The sequence below is a fragment of the Pseudochrobactrum algeriensis genome (genome assembly GCF_018436245.1).
GTDB lineage: Bacteria > Pseudomonadota > Alphaproteobacteria > Rhizobiales > Rhizobiaceae > Pseudochrobactrum > Pseudochrobactrum saccharolyticum.
In genome coordinates this window covers 81,901-100,497 of the sequence record NZ_CP075361.1, presented here as the reverse complement: position 1 = coordinate 100,497, position 18,597 = coordinate 81,901, and the positions used below count along the sequence as shown (strand labels likewise).

Below are 18,597 nucleotides of genomic sequence, written 5' to 3'. Positions count from 1 at the left end.
CCTGACCGCACTTTAAACGGATTAAATTATTTTGAAAGTCCCCCTTTCTGATAAGAAAAACGCCGGATATCCGAGCCTAAATTCAGCCCTGTATCCGGCGTTTCAGAGAATCATTTTTCGAGCTGTATCTCTTCAGTTTTAAGAGGCAAAGACCCGCCAGTATTTCGGACGGAATGCCAGACGGCTGCCGGTCACCGCTTCATTCTCTGCCGGAATTTCAATCTCGACAATTTCGCGGTTACCGCCGACTTCCAGCTCAACACGGCGCTTGGCGCCCACACGCCGTGTCGCGGTGACCACACCGGCAATGCAGCCGCCACATCCCTCCACCAGCTCCACATCATGGGGGCGGAAATACAGTACCGCTTCTACGTCTGCCTGATCTGCTTTCAGCCCCAGCGAGCGATCCGCCAACCAGAGCGCCCCCTGCTCCACACGCACATTCAGACGGCTGGATTCACCGATAAAACCATAGACGAAAGCAGAATTCGGACTGTCATAAATCTCGTCCGGTGTCCCCACCTGCTCGATGCGCCCCTGACTCATCACCACAACGCGGTCGGCGAGTTCCAGAGCCTCATCCTGATCGTGGGTTACAAAAACGGTGGTATGGCCGGTGCTGTCATGAATCTCACGCAACCACTTGCGCAGTTCTTTTCGCACCTGCGCATCCAGTGCACCGAAAGGCTCATCCAGCAACAATACATTCGGTTCAATCGCCATGGCACGTGCCAGAGCCACACGCTGACGCTGACCACCGGAGAGCTGCGCCGGATAACGGTTTTCCAAGCCCTGCAATTGCACCAGATTGAGCAGATCAACCGCGCGTTTATGGATTTCCGCTTTGGACGGACGCGTAGAGCGCGGGCGTACTTTCAAACCAAATCCGACATTCTGCGCCAATGTCATATGACGAAACAAAGCATAATGCTGGAATACAAAACCAACATTGCGTTCCTGCACGGTTTTATTCGAGGCATCATCCTCGCCAAAATAGACCGTGCCTTCTGTCGGGCTTTCCAGCCCTGCAATCAGACGCAATAATGTGGTCTTACCCGAGCCGGAAGGGCCGAGCAAAGCAATCAGCTCGCCTGAACGAATATCAAGCGAAACGTTGTGCAGCGCCGGAAACTGCTCAAACTCCTTGCGCACCTCAACAACGCGTACTTCCATTCTCAATCCTTTCAGGCACCCTCATGCCAGTGCAATGCAATTCATATTGGAGCATTCAAAATGCTCTGTCTCTTTGTTGTAAGCGTACCCTGAAAACCGCTCACACTTTTCGGGATGCGCTATTCATGCGCAAAACGCATTACAAACTAAACCCCGTCATGCGAAAAACGCATTTCCAGTATCGTCTTCAAAACGAGTGTTATCAGCGCCAGTCCCGCCAGCAGTGATGCCACTGCAAATGCCGCCACGATATTCTCGCTATACATCATCTCCACATGCAACGGCATGGTCGTCGTCAATCCGCGAATACGTCCCGACACCACCGCCACCGCACCAAACTCTCCCATTGCACGCGCATTACACAGCAACACGCCGTAAAGCAGCCCCCAGCGGATATTCGGCAAAGTCACATAAAGAAAGGTTTTCCAGCCGCTTGCCCCGAGAGACAAGGCTGCCTCTTCATCGCCTGTTCCCTGTTCCTGCATCAACGGGATCAGCTCACGGGCAACAAATGGAAAAGTGACAAAGATTGTTGCCAGAACAATACCGGGAACAGCAAACAATATCTGGATATTATGCGATTGAAACCATGATCCGAGCATACTGTTTCCGCCGAACAGCAGCACGAAAACCAGCCCTGAAATCACCGGTGACACCGAAAACGGCAGATCAATCAGCGTGATGAGAAAGGTCTTGCCGCGAAACTCGAATTTGGCAATCGCCCATGAAGCAGCAATCCCGAAAACCATATTCAAAGGCACTGCAATAGCCGCAATCAGCAAAGTCAGGCGGATAGCCGAGACTGCATCCGGATCGGTCAGTGCCTCCAGATAAGCACCGGTGCCTTTGCTGAATCCTTGAGCAAAAATCACGATCAGCGGCAGCACAATGAACAAGGCCATAAACAGCAGACCTGTCAGTGTCAGAAACCAGCGCATAGCCGGTGTTTCTGTAACCGCTGAACGGTTATGAGTCGTGTGATTATGTTTCAGACGACGCGAAAACAGTTTTCCGGCACTAGCTGCCATAGCCATATCTCCTGCGTGTCCGTGTCTGGATCAGATTGACAATGAGCAGCATCACAAAAGAAATCAGCATCATCACCGTAGCCAGCACTGTAGCTGCGGAATAATCGAATTCCTCAAGCTTGATGAAGATCAGCAAAGGCGCAATTTCAGTCGAATAAGGCCGGTTACCGGCGATAAAAATCACCGAGCCATATTCCCCGACTGCACGGGCAAAGGCCAGCGAAAAGCCGGTCAGAATAGCCGGTTGCAAACCGGGCAACAGCACACGAAACACAGTCTGAAAGCGGCTTGCACCCAGTGTTGCCGCCGCTTCTTCCTGTTCACGGCTGATCTCTTCAATCACCGGCTGGATCGTGCGCACCACAAATGGCAGGCCGATAAAAACCAGCGCCACCACAATACCGGCCTGTGTAAAAGCAATACGGATATCCAGCGGCATCAGCCATGCACCGATCCAGCCTTTCGGCGCATAAAGCGCTGTCAGCGCAATACCGGCAACGGCAGTGGGCAGAGCGAAAGGCAGATCGACCATCGCATCGACCAGCCTTCTGCCCGGAAAGCGGTAACGCACAAGCACCCATGCAACAATGCCGCCAAAAACCACATTAATCAGCGCGGCCAAAATCGCACTGAAAAAACTGACCTGCAAGGCATGAACCAGTCGGGGATCAGTCGCCAGCTGCCAGAAGCGTGCCGGCCCCACCCCGACGGCATGGAGCATCAGCACCATCAGCGGGATCAGGATCAGCAGGGACAGATAGGCCACGCTGAAACCCAGTGTCAGACCAAAGCCCGGCAGGATGGACGGCTTGCGCCATGCCTGCCAGAAGGGCGGTTTTTTCCCGCTTTTATGTGGCTGATCCGGTTTCCCGCCGCCCGTTTTTGTTGTGAGTTCTGCCATAGGTAACACCATGAAAGACGGAACTTATTTGACCGGTTTATAAATCTGATCGAATGTGCCGCCATCCCCGAAATGGGCTGGCTGCGCCTTAACCCAGCCACCGAATAACGGGTCATCAATCGTGATCAGCTTGACATCCGTCAGCCATTTACGGTCGGCTTCCGGCACCAGTTCAGGTTTTGACGGCCGGTAGAAATGTTTGGCTGCAATCTTCTGCCCCTCTTCGGAATAGAGATAGGTCAGGAAGGCTTCCGCCTGTTTGCGGGTACCTTTGGCATCGACATTCTTGTCCACCACGGCAACCGGCGGCTCGGCGAGAATGGATTGCGGCGGCACGACAATGTCAAAAGAATCCGCTCCGAATTCCGCAACTGACAGATAGGCTTCGTTTTCCCATGCCAGCAGCACATCACCTAACTGGCGTTGCACAAAACTGGTGGTCGAGCCGCGCGCACCGGTATCCAGAACCGGCACATGACGGAACAATTCTGTCATATAGGCTTTGACCTTGGCTTCATCGCCGCCATATTCACTATGCGCCCAGGCCCATGCGGCCAGATAATTCCAGCGGGCACCGCCGGAGGTTTTCGGGTTAGGTGTAATCACCTCCACCCCGTCCTTAATCAGATCACCCCAGTCTTTAATGCCTTTTGGATTGCCCTTGCGGGTCAGGAAGACGATGGTTGAAGTGTAAGGCGCAGAATTATTCGGAAATTTCTGCCGCCAGTCCGCATTGATCTTGCCGCTTTTCTCGACAATGGCATCAATATCGCTTTGCAAAGCAAGCGTCACAACATCTGCGGGAATACCGTCAATAACAGAGCGCGCCTGGGCACCGGAGCCGCCGTGCGATGTGCGCAGGGTTATCGTCTCACCGGTTTCGGCCTGCCAGTATTTGGCAAAGGCATCGTTAAATTCTTTATATAATTCCCGCGTCGGATCGTAAGAAACATTCAGCAGGGTCTGGGCAGCGGGTGCCTGCACAGGAATGGACACCGCAGATACAGCGATCAGCGCAGCAAAGGCGGAAAAAGTATTTCGCATCAGTATCATCAAGGCCTCCGTTTCATGTTCAAAAACAAACTAACAGAGCCGGAACGGAGAAGGATGCTACAGGAACCTCAATACTCCGCTCCCACGGAAATAATCTTCCTCAGATGAGCGCATTGTAAAATAAAAATTCGCCTTTGCCAAAGACAGTTCAGTATCCCGCATCAAAAAACCATACCCGAACCCATACGGGGGCTGCGCAGACTGCACTTATAGCGCACCTCATAATAAGGATCGACAACCAGTGTCACATCGCGGGTTTCGCAGCGTTTACCGGTGGATTTCAGATATTCTTCCGCCACATCGCGGAAAACAACCGGCGGCGTGACACCAAGCCCTGTTCCGGTTGAGAAACCTTTGACAAAATTCTGCGTGGCTGTTCCTGCCAGCCCCGGCCCGATCAGCAGACGGCTTTCGGTCTGGTTATCGACAATACGATAATTAACACCGCTTTTTCCGACAAACTCAACCGAAGGCAGCCCCTGATATTTGGCTTGTACATAATTCACACCGGCACAACCGGTGAGCACTGCGAGGGCAGCAAACGCACTGATGCGCATACCCGCAGGGGTGAATATTTTGCGAAATGTCAAACCAGCCTGTATCACGCGCTATAATGCCTTTTCTGCTGAACTATGCTGTCTCTGCTTTTAAATATCTGACAAATAATCATATTAATGCCAGATACGGTTTTTATTGGACGATCAAAATAAGAATCTTATTTTAAATTCCGCAAACAGACCTGTTTTTCTGCCCGCAGGTTCCCTGCCTTCTCTGTAAGTGCTGTAAACGAAAAGGATAAACTGATGCTGAAAGCAATCATCCCATCACTCTCTGCCGGTCTTTTACTTTGCGGTTTTGCAGGCAGTGTTGCCGCGCAGGAAGCTGACGAGATGCAGGCGCTTACCAAAGTGACCTATATATGCGAACGCAATGTTGAGCTGGATGTTGTCTATATCAACGGTCTGAAAAATGATGAATCAGCAGCTGTCCTTTACACGGAAGGCAAGCTGGTGCCGATGCGTATCTGGCCAGCGGCTTCAGGTGCACGTTATATCGCTCTTGATGAACAGGACAGCTATCGCTGGCACACAAAAGGCGATGAAGGCATTCTGTCTTTTCTTGAAGCCGATGACAGCGCCAAAGAGCAGACATTGTTCAGCAATTGTGTAAACAAGGATAAAGCTGCACAGTAAAATTGAGGCAGGATTTTTCGCTACCCTTAAAGCACACAGACTGCTATTTGTGCCGTCAGACAGCAGTCTTTCTGACCTGCTTTGAATTTTATATGATCCGTTCTCTTACAGGAAAGATGTGAGATGAAACCAGTATTTTTGCAAATCCAGTGCAAACCCGGCACAACCTATGATGTTGCCAAGACACTCTATGAGCGTGAAATCGCCTCGGAACTTTATTCCACCAGCGGCGAATATGATCTTCTCGCAAAGATTTATATTCAGGAAGGTGATGATATCGGCAAATTTATCAATGATAATGTTCATGATATCCCGCATATCATCCGCTCGCTGACAACGCTGACTTTCAAAGCTTTCTGAGTTCAGTCACAGAAACGCCGGTAATATAAAAGACAGAGCATTGCCTGTATCAAAACGGGCGATGCTTTTTTATTTTTGCGCTGCTGCACGCGAAGAATTTTGCATGTGAGGCAATTTGTACTTTGCACCGTACGCTCGGGTACTGTAAGACATATCTGAAAAGATAACACTGCATTTCTGCAACTTCTGCAAACAGGAGTTTCGCAGCGCTGTTAATGCATAAGGGAATAAGATCATGCCAGCCTATCGCTCAAGAACTTCCACCCACGGCCGCAATATGGCGGGTGCGCGCGGCCTCTGGCGCGCCACAGGCATGAAAGACGGTGATTTCGGCAAGCCGATTATCGCTGTGGTCAATTCCTTTACCCAGTTTGTGCCGGGTCACGTGCATCTGAAAGATCTCGGCCAGATGGTCGCCCGCGAAATCGAAAAAGCAGGCGGTGTTGCCAAGGAATTCAACACCATCGCGGTTGATGACGGTATCGCCATGGGTCATGACGGTATGCTCTATTCGCTGCCATCACGCGAAATCATCGCCGACTCGGTTGAATATATGGTCAATGCCCATTGCGCCGATGCGATGGTGTGCATTTCCAACTGTGACAAGATCACACCGGGTATGCTGATGGCCGCATTGCGCCTCAATATTCCGGTTGTATTTGTTTCCGGCGGCCCGATGGAAGCCGGTAAAGTTGTCTGGAATGACAAGGTCAAAAAGCTCGATCTGGTTGATGCCATGGTTGCAGCCGCTGACGACAAATATACTGACGAAGAAGTGGACGCGATTGAGCGCTCCGCCTGCCCGACCTGCGGCTCCTGCTCCGGTATGTTCACTGCCAACTCCATGAACTGCCTGACCGAAGCGCTTGGCCTGTCGCTGCCGGGCAACGGCTCGACACTGGCGACCCATGCGGCACGTAAAGAACTGTTCCTTGAGGCCGGTCGTCTGGTTGTTGACCTCTGCAAGCGCTATTATGAAGGCAATGACGAAAGCGTGCTGCCACGTGCAGTTGCCAGCTTTGCAGCTTTTGAAAATGCCATGACACTGGATATCGCCATGGGCGGTTCCACCAATACCGTTCTGCATTTGCTGGCGGCAGCGCATGAAGCGGAAATGGATTTCACCATGTCCGATATTGATCGCCTGTCCCGCAAAGTGCCGGTTCTTTGTAAAGTCGCACCTGCTGTGCCGGATGTGCATATGGAAGACGTGCATCGCGCCGGTGGTATTATGGGTATTCTCGGTGAGCTTGACCGCGCAGGCCTGCTCAACACCGATGTCGGCTCGGTACATTCCGGCACGTTGAAAAATGCTCTGGAAAAATGGGATATCAAGCGTTCTTCCGATGAAAGCGTGCATGAGTTCTTCCGTGCCGCTCCGGGTGGTGTTCCGACACAGGTTGCATTCAGCCAGAACCGTTATTTCGATAACACCGACAGCAACCGTGAAACCGGCGTTATCCGCACCAAAGAACATGCCTTCTCACAGGACGGCGGTCTGGCTGTGCTCTACGGCAATCTGGCGGAGGACGGTTGTATCGTTAAAACAGCCGGTGTGGATGACAGCATCCTGACCTTCTCCGGCCCTGCGCGTATTTTTGAAAGTCAGGACAGTGCGGTTCTCGGCATTCTCAACGGCAAGATCAAAGAAGGCGATATTGTCCTGATCCGTTATGAAGGCCCGCGCGGCGGTCCGGGCATGCAGGAAATGCTCTATCCGACCAGCTATCTGAAGTCGAAAGGTCTGGGCAAAGCCTGTGCGCTGATTACTGACGGCCGTTTCTCCGGTGGTTCTTCCGGCCTCTCCATCGGTCACGTTTCACCGGAAGCCGCAGAAGGCGGCCTGATCGGTCTGGTTGAAGAAGGCGATCTGATCGAGATCGACATTCCGAACCGCAAAATCCATCTGGCTGTTGATGATGCTGTTCTGGCAACCCGCAGCGCAGAGATGGAAGCCAAAGGTATTGCCGCATGGAAGCCGACAGAAGTGCGCAAGCGCAAAGTCACCACAGCACTACGTGCTTATGCAGCCATGGCCACCAGCGCTGCTAAAGGTGCAGTGAGACACGTGCCGGAGTGAGGCACTAAATAATCACTTAATGAAACGCCCCAATATCAGGGGCGTTTTTTTTAAGAAAAACATCGAAAGGGGGGAGCATGTCAAATAAAATAATAATAGCATTGGGTAGCGCTCAAAAATTGCTTAGCAGTGGAGATAAGTGGACTGATACCACAACAAGGCTCTTATTACCCGTTGTGATAAAAAGTGCGCTTGATGGCGATACAATCCAGTATGGTGAATTTAACAAGTTTTTACGCGAAAAAAATAAACCAACAGTTTTGCCTATCGCCTTCAGAAATGTTGCAGGAAAAATTGGAGACATTTGTGAAATACTAAGTGCAGAGCTGAAAATTGATATTCCTCTTTTAAACGCAATAATTGTTAATAAAGACAGCGGATTACCCAGCCATGGCGTTGATGGCTATCTAAAACGATCTCAAGGCAAAAATAAAAAACAGATAGAAAATCTCCATCAAAAAGATAGAGATTCGTATGCTTTAGAAGAAATAAACTCTGTTTTTTCTTTCGAAGAATGGCGCTACATTGCTAAATATCTTCAAATTGAAATTAGCAACAAAGATGAGGCATCTAGAGATCGTGGCCAACCTCTAGATTTAGTAGACCAAAAACCATGCCCACATAACCCAGAAAGTGACGAGCATAAAAAACTCAAAAAGTGGGTAAGCACTCATCCTGAAGTAATATCAAGCTTTGGATTTTTTGAAAAAGGAGAATTAGAATACATCCTTTCCTCAGGAGACCGTGTTGATATTATTTTTAAAAATGAAACCTCGTTATTAGCCGTCGAAGTGAAAGCTCGAAATGCAAGTAAAGCTGAAATGGAGCGTGGGCTTTTTCAATGCATTAAATATCGAGCTGTATTGAGGGCTATGCAGCTTGCAAAAGCCACTCCTCCTAACGCTAATTCTGTACTGATTATAGAAAATAATCCATCTGAAAAACTAAAGATATTGGCGAAACGATTATCTGTAAAAATAATATCTATTCGACCAATACCATAAGCTAAAAACTACCCAGCGCCTTCTCAACCTCAGGCATGAATTGTTTGACCAGACTTTCAGAGCTCAAAGGCCCGACGAATTTATAAACAATTTTGCCCTCACGGTTGACGATGAAGGTTTCCGGCACGCCGTAAACGCCCCATTCAATACCGGCGCGGCCGGAGCGGTCTGTGCCGACGACATTGTAAGGATTGCCGAGACTGTTCAGAAAGGCCAGTGCATTTTCCGGCGCGTCTTTATAGTTCAGACCTACCACTTTAATGCGCTTATCCTGCCCCAGCTTCATAATCTGCGGATGCTCATCGCGGCACGGCACACACCACGATGCCCAGATATTGACCAGCGTCACCTGTCCCTTCAGATCAGCGCCTTTCAAGCCCGGCACCAGCGCTCCGTCAGCCAACCGCAATCCTTCCAGCGGCGGCAGATCGGTCAGCGGTGCATCGCGTCCGATCAAAGCTGAGGGAATTTCCTGCATATTTTTTCCGCTCAGCAACTGCCATGTAAAAATACCGGCAAGTGCTGCAAAAATAAGCAGCGGCAGAAGCGCCACCACAACACGTTTTTTATTCTGCGGAGCATCCGTTCCGCCAGATGTCTTCACCGGATCAGTCATTATCAATCTGCCTTTTGCGAGCGGCGGCGAATGCCCTGTTTCTCAAGTCGTGCAAGCTCTGCCCGCAAACGCGTCTGGGTCAGCAATATCCATGCAACAATCGCCACAATCACCGTGGCAGAAACACCATAGGAAATAAGAACATAGCTCAGATGCGTCATGCCGCTTCTCCTGCCGGTTTGCGGTTTTCGCGCTCGGCATTACGCGCTGCGATCTTGCGCATTGCCGCAATACGACGGCTGAAAATCTCGTTACGCATCGCCATCAGATGCAGCGTGAAAAACAGCATGGTCATCGCCAGTGCCATCACCAGCAACGGATAAAGCATGCTTGGCGGCATGGCAGGCCCTTCCATACGCAACACGGATGCAGGCTGATGCAATGTATTCCACCAGTCGACCGAGAATTTGATGATCGGAATATTGATAAAGCCAACCAGTGTCAGAACAGCGGCAGCTCGCGCTGCTTTTGCCTGATCGTCCATGGCACGGGTCAGAGCAATAATACCGAGATACATCAGAAACAGAATGAAAACCGAAGTCAGACGCGCATCCCACACCCACCACGTGCCCCACATCGGCTTGCCCCACAGTGAGCCGGTAACCAGCGCCAATGCGGTAAACATCGCTCCGAGCGGCGCAGCAGCTTTGGCCGAGACATCAGCCAGCGGATGCCGCCAGACCAATGTACCGAGTGCTGCAATGGTCATCACCGTGTAGCACATCATCGACAGCCATGCGAAAGGCACATGGATGAACATGATCTTCACGGTCAGCCCCTGCTGATAGTCTTCCGGTGCGAACCACACCATATAAAGGCCGGTTAGCAACAACAGCACCGTCAGCGCTGTCATCCATGGCAGGATTGTACTGCTCAGGCTCAGAAAACGTGTCGGATTAGCCAGATCGAGCAGCGCCTGAAAGCGGCGCGGTGCATCTTTGGATAAGGCTTTATCAGTTGATCGTTCAGTCATAGATACCCGGATATATTTGTAAGCTTAAGCTATCCTTAGAGAAACCTCGCAAGAGGCAGCACTCTTATTCAGAATATGGGTTTAATCTGTCGAAATTTTCAATGCGAAAGCTGCGGCCAATGGCCCGATAATAGCAGCAATCAGTGTATTCGCCGACAGCATCAGCAAAGGTGAGAGAAAAGCTGCATTTTCGGTCACCGCACCATAGGATGCCGAGACACCGAAAATCAGCACCGGAATAGTCAAAGGCAGGATCATCACCGAGACCAGCAACCCGCCGCGCGGCATGGAAACGGCCAGCGCCGCGCCCAATGCGCCGATAAAGATCACTGCCGGTGTGCCGATCAGCAAGGTGAGCGCTGTTGCACCGATTGCCAGCGGCTCCATATTCATAATCAGCCCGAGAAACGGCGCGGCAATCACCAGCGGCAAAACCGTTGCCACCCAATGCGCCAGACATTTCACGATCACTGTCAGGGTCAGAAAATGACGTTCCCGCGCCATGATCATCACATCCAGCGAGCCGTCTTCACGATCCGCCTGAAACAACCGGTCAAGGCCGAGCAGCACCGCCAGCAGCGCACCGAGCCACAACATTGCAGGGCCAATGCGCGCCAGCAATTTAAGGTCAGGCCCGACAGCAAAAGGCACGACGGCGGCAACAGCCAGATAGAACAGGATGCCGGTTAAAGCACCACCGCCCGCACGGACGGCAATACGCAGATCACGCCAGAACAAAGCCTTCATGACAGCCAGCCCTGCGTTTCAGCACTGTGATCGCCAAGTTGGTAATCTTCAAGCCGCAAATGCTGCACCGCATCAAAACCCGCCTGCTCCAGCCCGAGCGCAATATGCGTGACCGCAACAATCATGCCGCCCTTTTTCAAATGCTCGCGCATCACACCGGCAAACATCGCTTGCGCATGGGTATCCAACCCCGAGGTCGGCTCATCCAGTAGCCATAATGGCCGGTGCGAGCAGAGCAGCGTGGCAATGGTTACACGGCGTTTCTGCCCCGTGGAGAGATAGCCGTAAGGCAGATGATCAATATTATAGAGGCCGACAATTTCCAGCGCCTCATCAATGTCGTGCAGGGGGCTTCCATGAAAATCCTGCCAGAACTTCAGATTTTCATAAACACTCAGCGCCGGTTTCATTGCATTGAGGGTACTGAGATAATGGCTGTGCGCCATCACCGGCTCTAAGCCGTCATCTGTTTCCAGCCAGACCGTACCGTCAGAAGCGGGCAACAGACCGGCAATGATTCGCAGCAGCGTTGATTTTCCTGCGCCATTCGGCCCTGTGATAATCAAAGCCTGACCATCGCGCAGGCTTGCGCACAGAGAGTTGAACAGGAGGTTATCGCCCCGTTCTCCGCTCAGATTTTCCGCAACAAGCCGCATAAGGCCTCCGATACCACGAATATTCATCAAATTGTCCGGTTTTCCCTATCAGGAACCTCGACAAAACAAGCCGCAACATTTCGCCGCAACAGCATAATTTTACGCTTTAAGAGTCTGGAACAGTTTTAAAAAACTGACTATATAGCAGCTACCATGCCAGCGGTCGGCGTGGAAACCATTTTTGGCCGATCTCTAAAGCCTGATGTTTGTTAAACAAGTTCCTTGTTAAGCACAGGCCTCGGGACGGACAGCGGAAATGACTGCACCCGCACCTAAGCGCGTCCTTGAAACGCAGCAGAGGCGTTCGTCCTGGTTTTCCGGCCAGTAAGCATGAAGGACGAACATCGTGTCTCACATCGATAGTTTCAAATGCCGTAAGACGCTTACCGTCGACGGCAAAGACTATGTTTATTACAGCCTGACCGAAGCTGAAAAAAACGGTCTTGAAGGCGTATCCAAACTCCCATTCTCCATGAAGGTTCTGCTTGAAAACCTTCTGCGCTTCGAAGATGACCGCAGCGTCAAGAAAGCGGATATCGAGAATATCGCTAAATGGCTGGTTGACCGTGGTTCCGCAGGCGCGGAAATCGCCTATCGCCCTGCCCGCGTGCTGATGCAGGACTTTACCGGCGTTCCTGCCGTTGTTGACCTTGCTGCGATGCGCGATGCCATGGTGGCACTCGGCGGCGATGCTGAAAAAATCAACCCGCTGGTACCGGTTGACCTCGTAATCGACCACTCCGTGATCGTTGACGAATTCGGTAATCCGCAGGCGTTCAAAAACAACGTTGATCTCGAATATCAACGCAATGCCGAGCGTTACCGCTTCCTGAAATGGGGCCAGCAGGCATTCCAGAACTTCCGCGTTGTTCCTCCGGGCACAGGTATCTGCCATCAGGTTAACCTTGAATATCTGGCGCAGGCCGTATGGACTAAAGAAGAAAACGGCGAAACCGTTGCTTATCCTGACACCTGCGTTGGTACAGACAGCCACACAACCATGGTCAACGGCCTTGGCGTTCTTGGCTGGGGTGTTGGTGGTATTGAAGCGGAAGCTTCGATGCTCGGCCAGCCGGTTTCCATGCTGCTGCCGGAAGTTGTCGGCTTCAAACTGACCGGTAAGGTCAAAGAAGGCGTCACCGCGACTGACCTCGTGCTCACCGTTACCCAGATGCTGCGTAAAAAAGGCGTTGTCGGTAAGTTCGTTGAGTTCTTCGGTCCGGGTCTCGACAATATGACCCTTGCAGACCGCGCAACCATTGCCAATATGGGCCCTGAATATGGTGCGACCTGTGGTTTCTTCCCTATCGACAAAGAAACCCTCAACTACATGAACACAACCGGCCGTGACGAACATCGCATGGCTCTGGTTGAAGCCTATTCCCGTGCACAGGGCATGTGGCGTGAAGCTGACAGCACAGACCCTGTCTTCACAGACATTCTTGAGCTGGATATGGCTGACGTTGTGCCATCCATGGCTGGTCCGAAGCGTCCTGAAGGCCGTATTGCTCTGGAAGGTATTGCTTCCGGTTTCGCAACTTCTCTGGAAACAGAATACAAGAAAACAACCGGTCAGACCGCCCGTTACGCTGTTGAAGGCGAAGATTTCGATCTCGGCCACGGCGATGTTGTGATCGCTGCGATCACTTCCTGCACCAACACCTCGAACCCGAGCGTGCTGATTGCTGCCGGTCTGCTTGCCCGTAATGCTGTTGCCAAAGGCCTGAAAACCAAGCCTTGGGTTAAAACATCGCTGGCACCTGGCTCTCAGGTTGTTGCTGCCTATCTGGAAAATGCAGGCCTGCAGAAAGATCTCGACGCACTGGGCTTCAACCTGGTTGGCTTCGGCTGCACCACCTGTATCGGTAACTCCGGTCCGCTGCCTGCGCCTATTTCCAAGACCATCAATGAAAAAGGCCTGATCGGCGCTGCTGTTCTTTCCGGTAACCGTAACTTTGAAGGCCGCGTATCACCTGACGTTCAGGCCAACTATCTGGCATCCCCGCCACTGGTTGTTGCTCACGCTCTGGCCGGTACAGTCACCAAGGATCTGACCAAAGAACCAATTGGTGAAGACAAAGACGGCAACCCTGTATTCCTGCGTGATATCTGGCCTTCATCGGCTGAAATTCAGGAATTCATTGCCAAGAACGTAACGCGCAAGATCTTCTCGGAAAAATATGCCGATGTGTTCAAGGGAGACGAAAACTGGCAGGCCGTTCAGGTGCCAGCCGGCCAGACCTATGCATGGGACGATAACTCGACCTATGTGCAGAACCCGCCATATTTCGTAGGCATGGGCAAATCAGCCGGTGAAATCTCCGACATCAAGGGCGCTCGCGTGCTCGGCCTGTTCGGCGATAAGATCACCACTGACCACATTTCGCCTGCCGGTTCGATCAAGGCACAGTCCCCTGCCGGTAAATATCTGCTCGATAACGGCGTCGCCGTAGCAGACTTCAACCAGTACGGTACACGTCGCGGCAACCACGAAGTGATGATGCGCGGTACTTTTGCGAATATCCGTATCCGCAACCACATGCTCGGTGAAAATGGCCGCGAAGGCGGTTACACCATTCACTACCCAAGCAAGGAAGAAACCTCGATCTATGATGCAGCAATGCAGTATAAGGCTGAGGGCGTTCCGCTGGTTGTGTTTGCCGGCGTTGAATATGGTAACGGCTCGTCCCGTGACTGGGCTGCTAAGGGTACCAACCTGCTCGGCGTCAAAGCTGTGATCTCTCAGTCTTTCGAGCGTATTCACCGTTCCAACCTCGTCGGCATGGGCATTGTACCATTTGTGTTTGAAGAAGGCACAAGCTGGCAGTCCCTCGGCCTGAAGGGCGACGAAGTGGTTACCATTGAAGGTCTGGCAGACATCCGTCCACGTCAGAAGACCAATGCAACTATCACTTTCGCTGACGGTTCAGTGAAGCAGGTTCCGCTGATCTGCCGTATCGATACGCTGGATGAGCTGGACTACATGAAGAACGGCGGCATTCTGCAGACCGTTCTGCGTGATCTGGCCAAAGCCTGATAGCTAGAGCATTTCACAGTCAAGTTGGATCAACTTGACGTCGAGATAATGCGACAGACTAAGGAATCTAGAGCGAACACTGCGATCTAACATGAACGCAAACCGCTCTAAGCGCTTATTATGAATAAAAACGCCGCTGAATTTCTTCAGCGGCGTTTTGCTATAAAAGTCACAGCGTAGATTTATAAACGTTAAATTATCATATAAATTAAAATCTTGTTAAATATAACAGCTGATATAAGTAAACATTAAACATATCAATTAAGAACCAAGGAGATAATCATGGTTCTTAAATCAAATAAATATTACGCATTAATTTTATCTACAACGATATTATATTCCCAACCAAGTATTTTACATGCAGCAGAATACACTTGGAGCGGAACAGTTAACACAAACTGGTTTGAGACAAGTAACTGGGCGAAAGGCAACGGGGCCGAGGTCAATGGCATACCAGGAGAGGCCGACAGGGTAATATTTAGTAAATCTGCTATTTTCGACCCATCAATTACATCTGGCAATAACACCACAATAAATCAATTAAGTTTTGGTGCAACAACCAGCACAGACTCTCCAAAGTTAAATATTGATGGAGGAACACTCAATGTAATAGAATTTGTTCTGCTTGAAAAAGCAGAAACTGGAAATACAATAAGCATTTCCAGTAACGGAAAACTTTCAATCGGCGGAAACTTAAATCATGGATACAATCCAGGTCCAACTAAGATTGTACTGCAATCTGGCGCAAGTTTAATCCAAACCAACACAAATTCCATATTTTCAACAGGTGAAGATTACGCATCCTCATTGCAAATTTTTGCGAAAGATTCAGGAACTCAGGCAACCCTTGGCCAAACAACCTTCGCAAATAAAGGCTTTACGAGTCTACATATCACTGAGGGCGCTCAAATTTTTACTGAAAATTTGACTTTAGCCAAAATTCAAAACTCCGATTTTGAAGCAACAATATCGGATGCAGACAGCAAATTATTATCACGTGATAATATTATCTTAGCTGAAGGTGGTGACGCCACAATCACCCTTCTAAACAATGCAACATTGCAAACGGCCAATAAGATTATTATCGCCCAAAAACCTGGCTCAAAAGGAACAATTAACATTGGTAGCAACACCCAGTCAGGCGGTCAATTTATTGCCAATTCAATAGAAACAGGAGAGGGGATAGCGTTAATAAATTTCTTCAACACAAATGGAGTGTACAATTTAAATAGCAACATTACAGGAAGAGGGGAAATATACGCATTTAACAACTCCTACATACATACCGGATCACAACAAAATATATTAACCATTGAGAATAAAATATTTCTACGAGACACATCGACACTATCAGGATTTGTAAATATTTCAGATATCTCTAGTGATGCAACTTTATCACCAGGTGACAGCTCAAATTTTTTTGAAATGAAAATCAATGGAAGTTATATTGGTAATGAAAACAGTAAAATTGTTATTGATGTAAATTTAGGTGATGACTACTCCTTCACTGACAAAATAAATATTACCGGAATTACATTAGGCTCATCAGCTATAATAGTACAAAATAAATATGGAAACGGCGCCCCCACTGTCAACGGCATTCAGATCATCGAAGTAGACGGACAATCGGATGCCACAATGTTTCTGGGTAATCCCGATTACACCACACCCGATGAAAAAGATGCCATTATAGCCGGCGCTTATGCCTATACGCTCGAAAAAGGCCTCCCCTCAACAGATGATGGCAACTGGTATTTACGTAGTACAAATACTTCCCCGCCATCACCACCATCCCCTCCAACTCCACCTACTCCGCCAACACCTCCGGGCCCGCCAGTGCCTCCGGGCCCTCCAACACCTCCGTCACCGCCTACTCCACCTGTACCACCAGCACCTACGGGGCCAAATCCGGATCCGCGCTATCAGCCGGGCGTGCCGCTTTACAACAACAATGTTGAAAGCATGAGAAGCATCAATCAGACTTTGATGTCATCGCTCTATACCCGCGCAGGAAACCGCTACTGGAGTGGTGCAGGAGCCTATCATATTGCCCAAGGCGATGGCCCAGGGCTTGGCTATCGGCCACCTGAAGCCGGTACAGTTGTCACGGATACAGGGCTGTTCTGGATACGCACAGAGGCCGGTCAGGAAAATTACAGCTCGCAATCATCAACCATTGCCAGCAAATACCGCCAGAATTACTGGCTGGTACAAGCGGGTCTCGACAGCCAGCTGCGTGAAACCGAGAGCGGTCGTCTGATCGGGAGCGGCTGGGTGCATTATATTGATGCCAAAAGCAGAAGCTATTCACGCTATGGCGATGGCGATATCAACACGCAGGCCTATGGTTTCGGCGGCGCTTTGACATGGTATGGCGACAATGGTTTTTATGTCGATGCTCAGACACAGGTCAGCTGGTATAAGACCGACCTGTATTCTGATCTGACACGAAAGAACCATGTCTCCGATCATAATAATACCGGTTATGGTTTTGGCATCGAAGTCGGAAAACGCATCCAGTATAATGATTTCTGGTCGTTCACGCCGCAGGCACAACTGACCTATTCCGGCCTGAACCTGAAAGATTATACGGATTTCTACGATGCGAGAGTACATCATTCCAATGAGAATGATGTGCTGGGTCGTCTTGGTCTGGCAACGAACTATGAGAATGCATGGCAGGATGCTGCCGGTTTCACCCGAAAATTGGATATTTACGGCATGGTTGGTGTGCAGCAAAACTTCACAGGAAATTCCAATCTTATCCTTGTTTCCGGCACACCTTTCTATACCGGCGGACAAGCACGCACACAGCTGCAATTAACGCTGGGATCGACCTATAGCTGGAATGACGGCAAATATGCTGTCTTCGGCACAGTTGAAACCAGCGGCGCCACGAAGAATATCAGTGACAATTACAGTCTCTCCGGCAATCTCGGATTTAAGATACGCTGGTAGAACCACAAAGAAAAAGGGCAGCCCAGCGGCTGCCCTCTCTGATTTCAAAACCTGAAAACCTTCAGCACTATTCACGGTTGCCCAGGAAGTTGAGCAGGAACATGAACATGTTGATGAAGTCGAGGTAAAGACGCAGTGCGCCCATTACAATCTTACGACCCATCGCATCGGATGCATCACCTTCGTAATACATTTCCTTGATCTGCTGGGTGTCATAGGCGGTAAGACCGGCAAAGATCAGAACACCAAGAACCGATACTGCAAACTGCAGAGCAGAAGAGCCGAGGAAGATGTTAACCACGGAGGCAATGATAAGGCCGAACAGACCCATCATCAGGAACGAGCCCATTGCCGACAGGTCACGCTTGGTGGTGTAGCCGTAAAGCGACAGGGCACCAAAAGAGGCTGCGGTAATGAAGAACGTACGCACGATGCTCTCGCCGGTAAAGACGAGGAAGATCGAGGACAGCGACAGACCAACGAGACCGGCATAAACCCAGAATGTCAGCTGCGCGGTTGCAACGCTCATGCGCTCAATGCGGAAGCTCAGGAAAAATACGGCAGCCAATGGAGCAAGCATTACGACCCATTTCAGCGGGCTGCCATACATAAGTTGTGCGAAGGCCGGATTGTTCATGGCGAGATAGGATGTGCCGAGTGCAGCCAGACCGGTTACGGCCAGACCAATCGCCATCATATTATAAACGCCAAGCATGTATGAGCGCAGTCCCTGATCGACGGCTGCGTCTGCGCGCGCCCCGACCGGGCTCTGCGCCTGTACATTACGAAAATCTACCATAATATTCCTCTTGCCTTGT

General features: G+C 50.4%; 17 protein-coding genes. 6 read left to right on the top strand and 11 right to left on the bottom strand.

Going from position 1 to position 18,597, the window contains the following annotated elements:
- Nucleotides 1-138: 138 nt before the first annotated feature.
- The 5 genes from KHQ09_RS02695 to KHQ09_RS02675 all read right to left on the bottom strand — a co-directional run bounded on the left by KHQ09_RS02695 (nt 139) and on the right by KHQ09_RS02675 (nt 4,745).
- On the bottom strand, nt 139-1,173 hold the full coding sequence (locus KHQ09_RS02695) for a sulfate/molybdate ABC transporter ATP-binding protein (RefSeq protein WP_213596121.1): 1,035 nt from the start codon (nt 1,171-1,173) through the stop codon (nt 139-141).
- A gap of 146 nt (nt 1,174-1,319) precedes the next feature.
- A complete protein-coding gene (gene cysW, locus KHQ09_RS02690) occupies nt 1,320-2,111 on the bottom strand; it encodes a sulfate ABC transporter permease subunit CysW (protein ID WP_238481689.1) in 792 nt (263 codons plus the stop codon).
- A gap of 79 nt (nt 2,112-2,190) precedes the next feature.
- Complete coding sequence (cysT, locus tag KHQ09_RS02685) at nt 2,191-3,102, bottom strand: sulfate ABC transporter permease subunit CysT (RefSeq protein WP_075654049.1); 912 nt, start codon at nt 3,100-3,102, stop codon at nt 2,191-2,193.
- A 24-nt stretch (nt 3,103-3,126) separates the two neighbouring features.
- Entirely contained in the window at nt 3,127-4,146 is a 1,020-nt protein-coding gene (locus tag KHQ09_RS02680; protein WP_075654731.1) for a sulfate ABC transporter substrate-binding protein, read from the bottom strand.
- A gap of 170 nt (nt 4,147-4,316) precedes the next feature.
- Nucleotides 4,317-4,745 carry a hypothetical protein gene (locus tag KHQ09_RS02675; protein ID WP_213596119.1) on the bottom strand — a complete coding sequence of 143 codons (429 nt, stop codon included), beginning with the start codon at nt 4,743-4,745 and terminating at the stop codon, nt 4,317-4,319.
- 213 nt (nt 4,746-4,958) lie between these two features.
- Between KHQ09_RS02675 and KHQ09_RS02670 the strand changes: the two genes are divergently transcribed.
- The 4 genes from KHQ09_RS02670 (at nt 4,959) to KHQ09_RS02655 (ending at nt 8,792) form a co-directional block, all read left to right on the top strand.
- A complete protein-coding gene (locus tag KHQ09_RS02670; protein ID WP_022711318.1) occupies nt 4,959-5,348 on the top strand; it encodes an MliC family protein in 390 nt (129 codons plus the stop codon).
- A gap of 123 nt (nt 5,349-5,471) precedes the next feature.
- Nucleotides 5,472-5,708 carry an Lrp/AsnC ligand binding domain-containing protein gene (locus tag KHQ09_RS02665; protein ID WP_022711319.1) on the top strand — a complete coding sequence of 79 codons (237 nt, stop codon included), beginning with the start codon at nt 5,472-5,474 and terminating at the stop codon, nt 5,706-5,708.
- Between the two features lie 235 nt (nt 5,709-5,943).
- The gene (ilvD, locus tag KHQ09_RS02660) at nt 5,944-7,788 is read left to right on the top strand and encodes a dihydroxy-acid dehydratase (RefSeq protein WP_213596117.1); all 1,845 of its coding nucleotides are present in this window, start codon (nt 5,944-5,946) and stop codon (nt 7,786-7,788) included.
- A 77-nt stretch (nt 7,789-7,865) separates the two neighbouring features.
- A complete protein-coding gene (locus KHQ09_RS02655) occupies nt 7,866-8,792 on the top strand; it encodes a hypothetical protein (RefSeq protein ID WP_213596115.1) in 927 nt (308 codons plus the stop codon).
- Between the two features lies 1 nt (nt 8,793).
- On the opposite strand, the gene KHQ09_RS02650 is transcribed toward KHQ09_RS02655, so the two are convergent.
- From KHQ09_RS02650 to ccmA, 5 genes are all read right to left on the bottom strand, one after another.
- Nucleotides 8,794-9,408, bottom strand: a complete 615-nt coding sequence (locus KHQ09_RS02650) for a DsbE family thiol:disulfide interchange protein (RefSeq protein WP_213596113.1) — start codon at nt 9,406-9,408, stop codon at nt 8,794-8,796.
- Nucleotides 9,409-9,410: 2 nt separating this feature from the next.
- On the bottom strand, nt 9,411-9,569 hold the full coding sequence (gene ccmD, locus KHQ09_RS02645) for a heme exporter protein CcmD (protein WP_075654044.1): 159 nt from the start codon (nt 9,567-9,569) through the stop codon (nt 9,411-9,413).
- A complete protein-coding gene (locus KHQ09_RS02640; RefSeq protein WP_213596111.1) occupies nt 9,566-10,381 on the bottom strand; it encodes a heme ABC transporter permease in 816 nt (271 codons plus the stop codon). The genes ccmD and KHQ09_RS02640 overlap by 4 nt, the downstream gene beginning before the upstream one ends.
- Nucleotides 10,382-10,462: 81 nt before the next feature.
- Nucleotides 10,463-11,128, bottom strand: coding sequence for a heme exporter protein CcmB (gene ccmB, locus KHQ09_RS02635; protein WP_213596109.1), 666 nt, complete (start codon nt 11,126-11,128; stop codon nt 10,463-10,465).
- The gene (gene ccmA, locus KHQ09_RS02630) at nt 11,125-11,784 is read right to left on the bottom strand and encodes a heme ABC exporter ATP-binding protein CcmA (RefSeq protein WP_213599744.1); all 660 of its coding nucleotides are present in this window, start codon (nt 11,782-11,784) and stop codon (nt 11,125-11,127) included. Before ccmA ends, ccmB begins: the two co-directional genes overlap by 4 nt.
- Before the next feature lie 346 nt (nt 11,785-12,130).
- Here ccmA and acnA point away from each other — a divergent pair, with 346 nt between their 5' ends.
- Together acnA and KHQ09_RS02620 are read left to right on the top strand one after the other, a co-directional pair.
- Nucleotides 12,131-14,821, top strand: coding sequence for an aconitate hydratase AcnA (gene acnA, locus KHQ09_RS02625; protein ID WP_420801423.1), 2,691 nt, complete (start codon nt 12,131-12,133; stop codon nt 14,819-14,821).
- A gap of 282 nt (nt 14,822-15,103) precedes the next feature.
- The gene (locus tag KHQ09_RS02620; protein ID WP_213596107.1) at nt 15,104-17,779 is read left to right on the top strand and encodes an autotransporter family protein; all 2,676 of its coding nucleotides are present in this window, start codon (nt 15,104-15,106) and stop codon (nt 17,777-17,779) included.
- Between the two features lie 67 nt (nt 17,780-17,846).
- Here the strand turns inward: KHQ09_RS02620 and KHQ09_RS02615 are convergent, their stop codons facing one another.
- The gene (locus KHQ09_RS02615; RefSeq protein WP_075654041.1) at nt 17,847-18,578 is read right to left on the bottom strand and encodes a Bax inhibitor-1/YccA family protein; all 732 of its coding nucleotides are present in this window, start codon (nt 18,576-18,578) and stop codon (nt 17,847-17,849) included.
- Nucleotides 18,579-18,597: the final 19 nt, after the last annotated feature.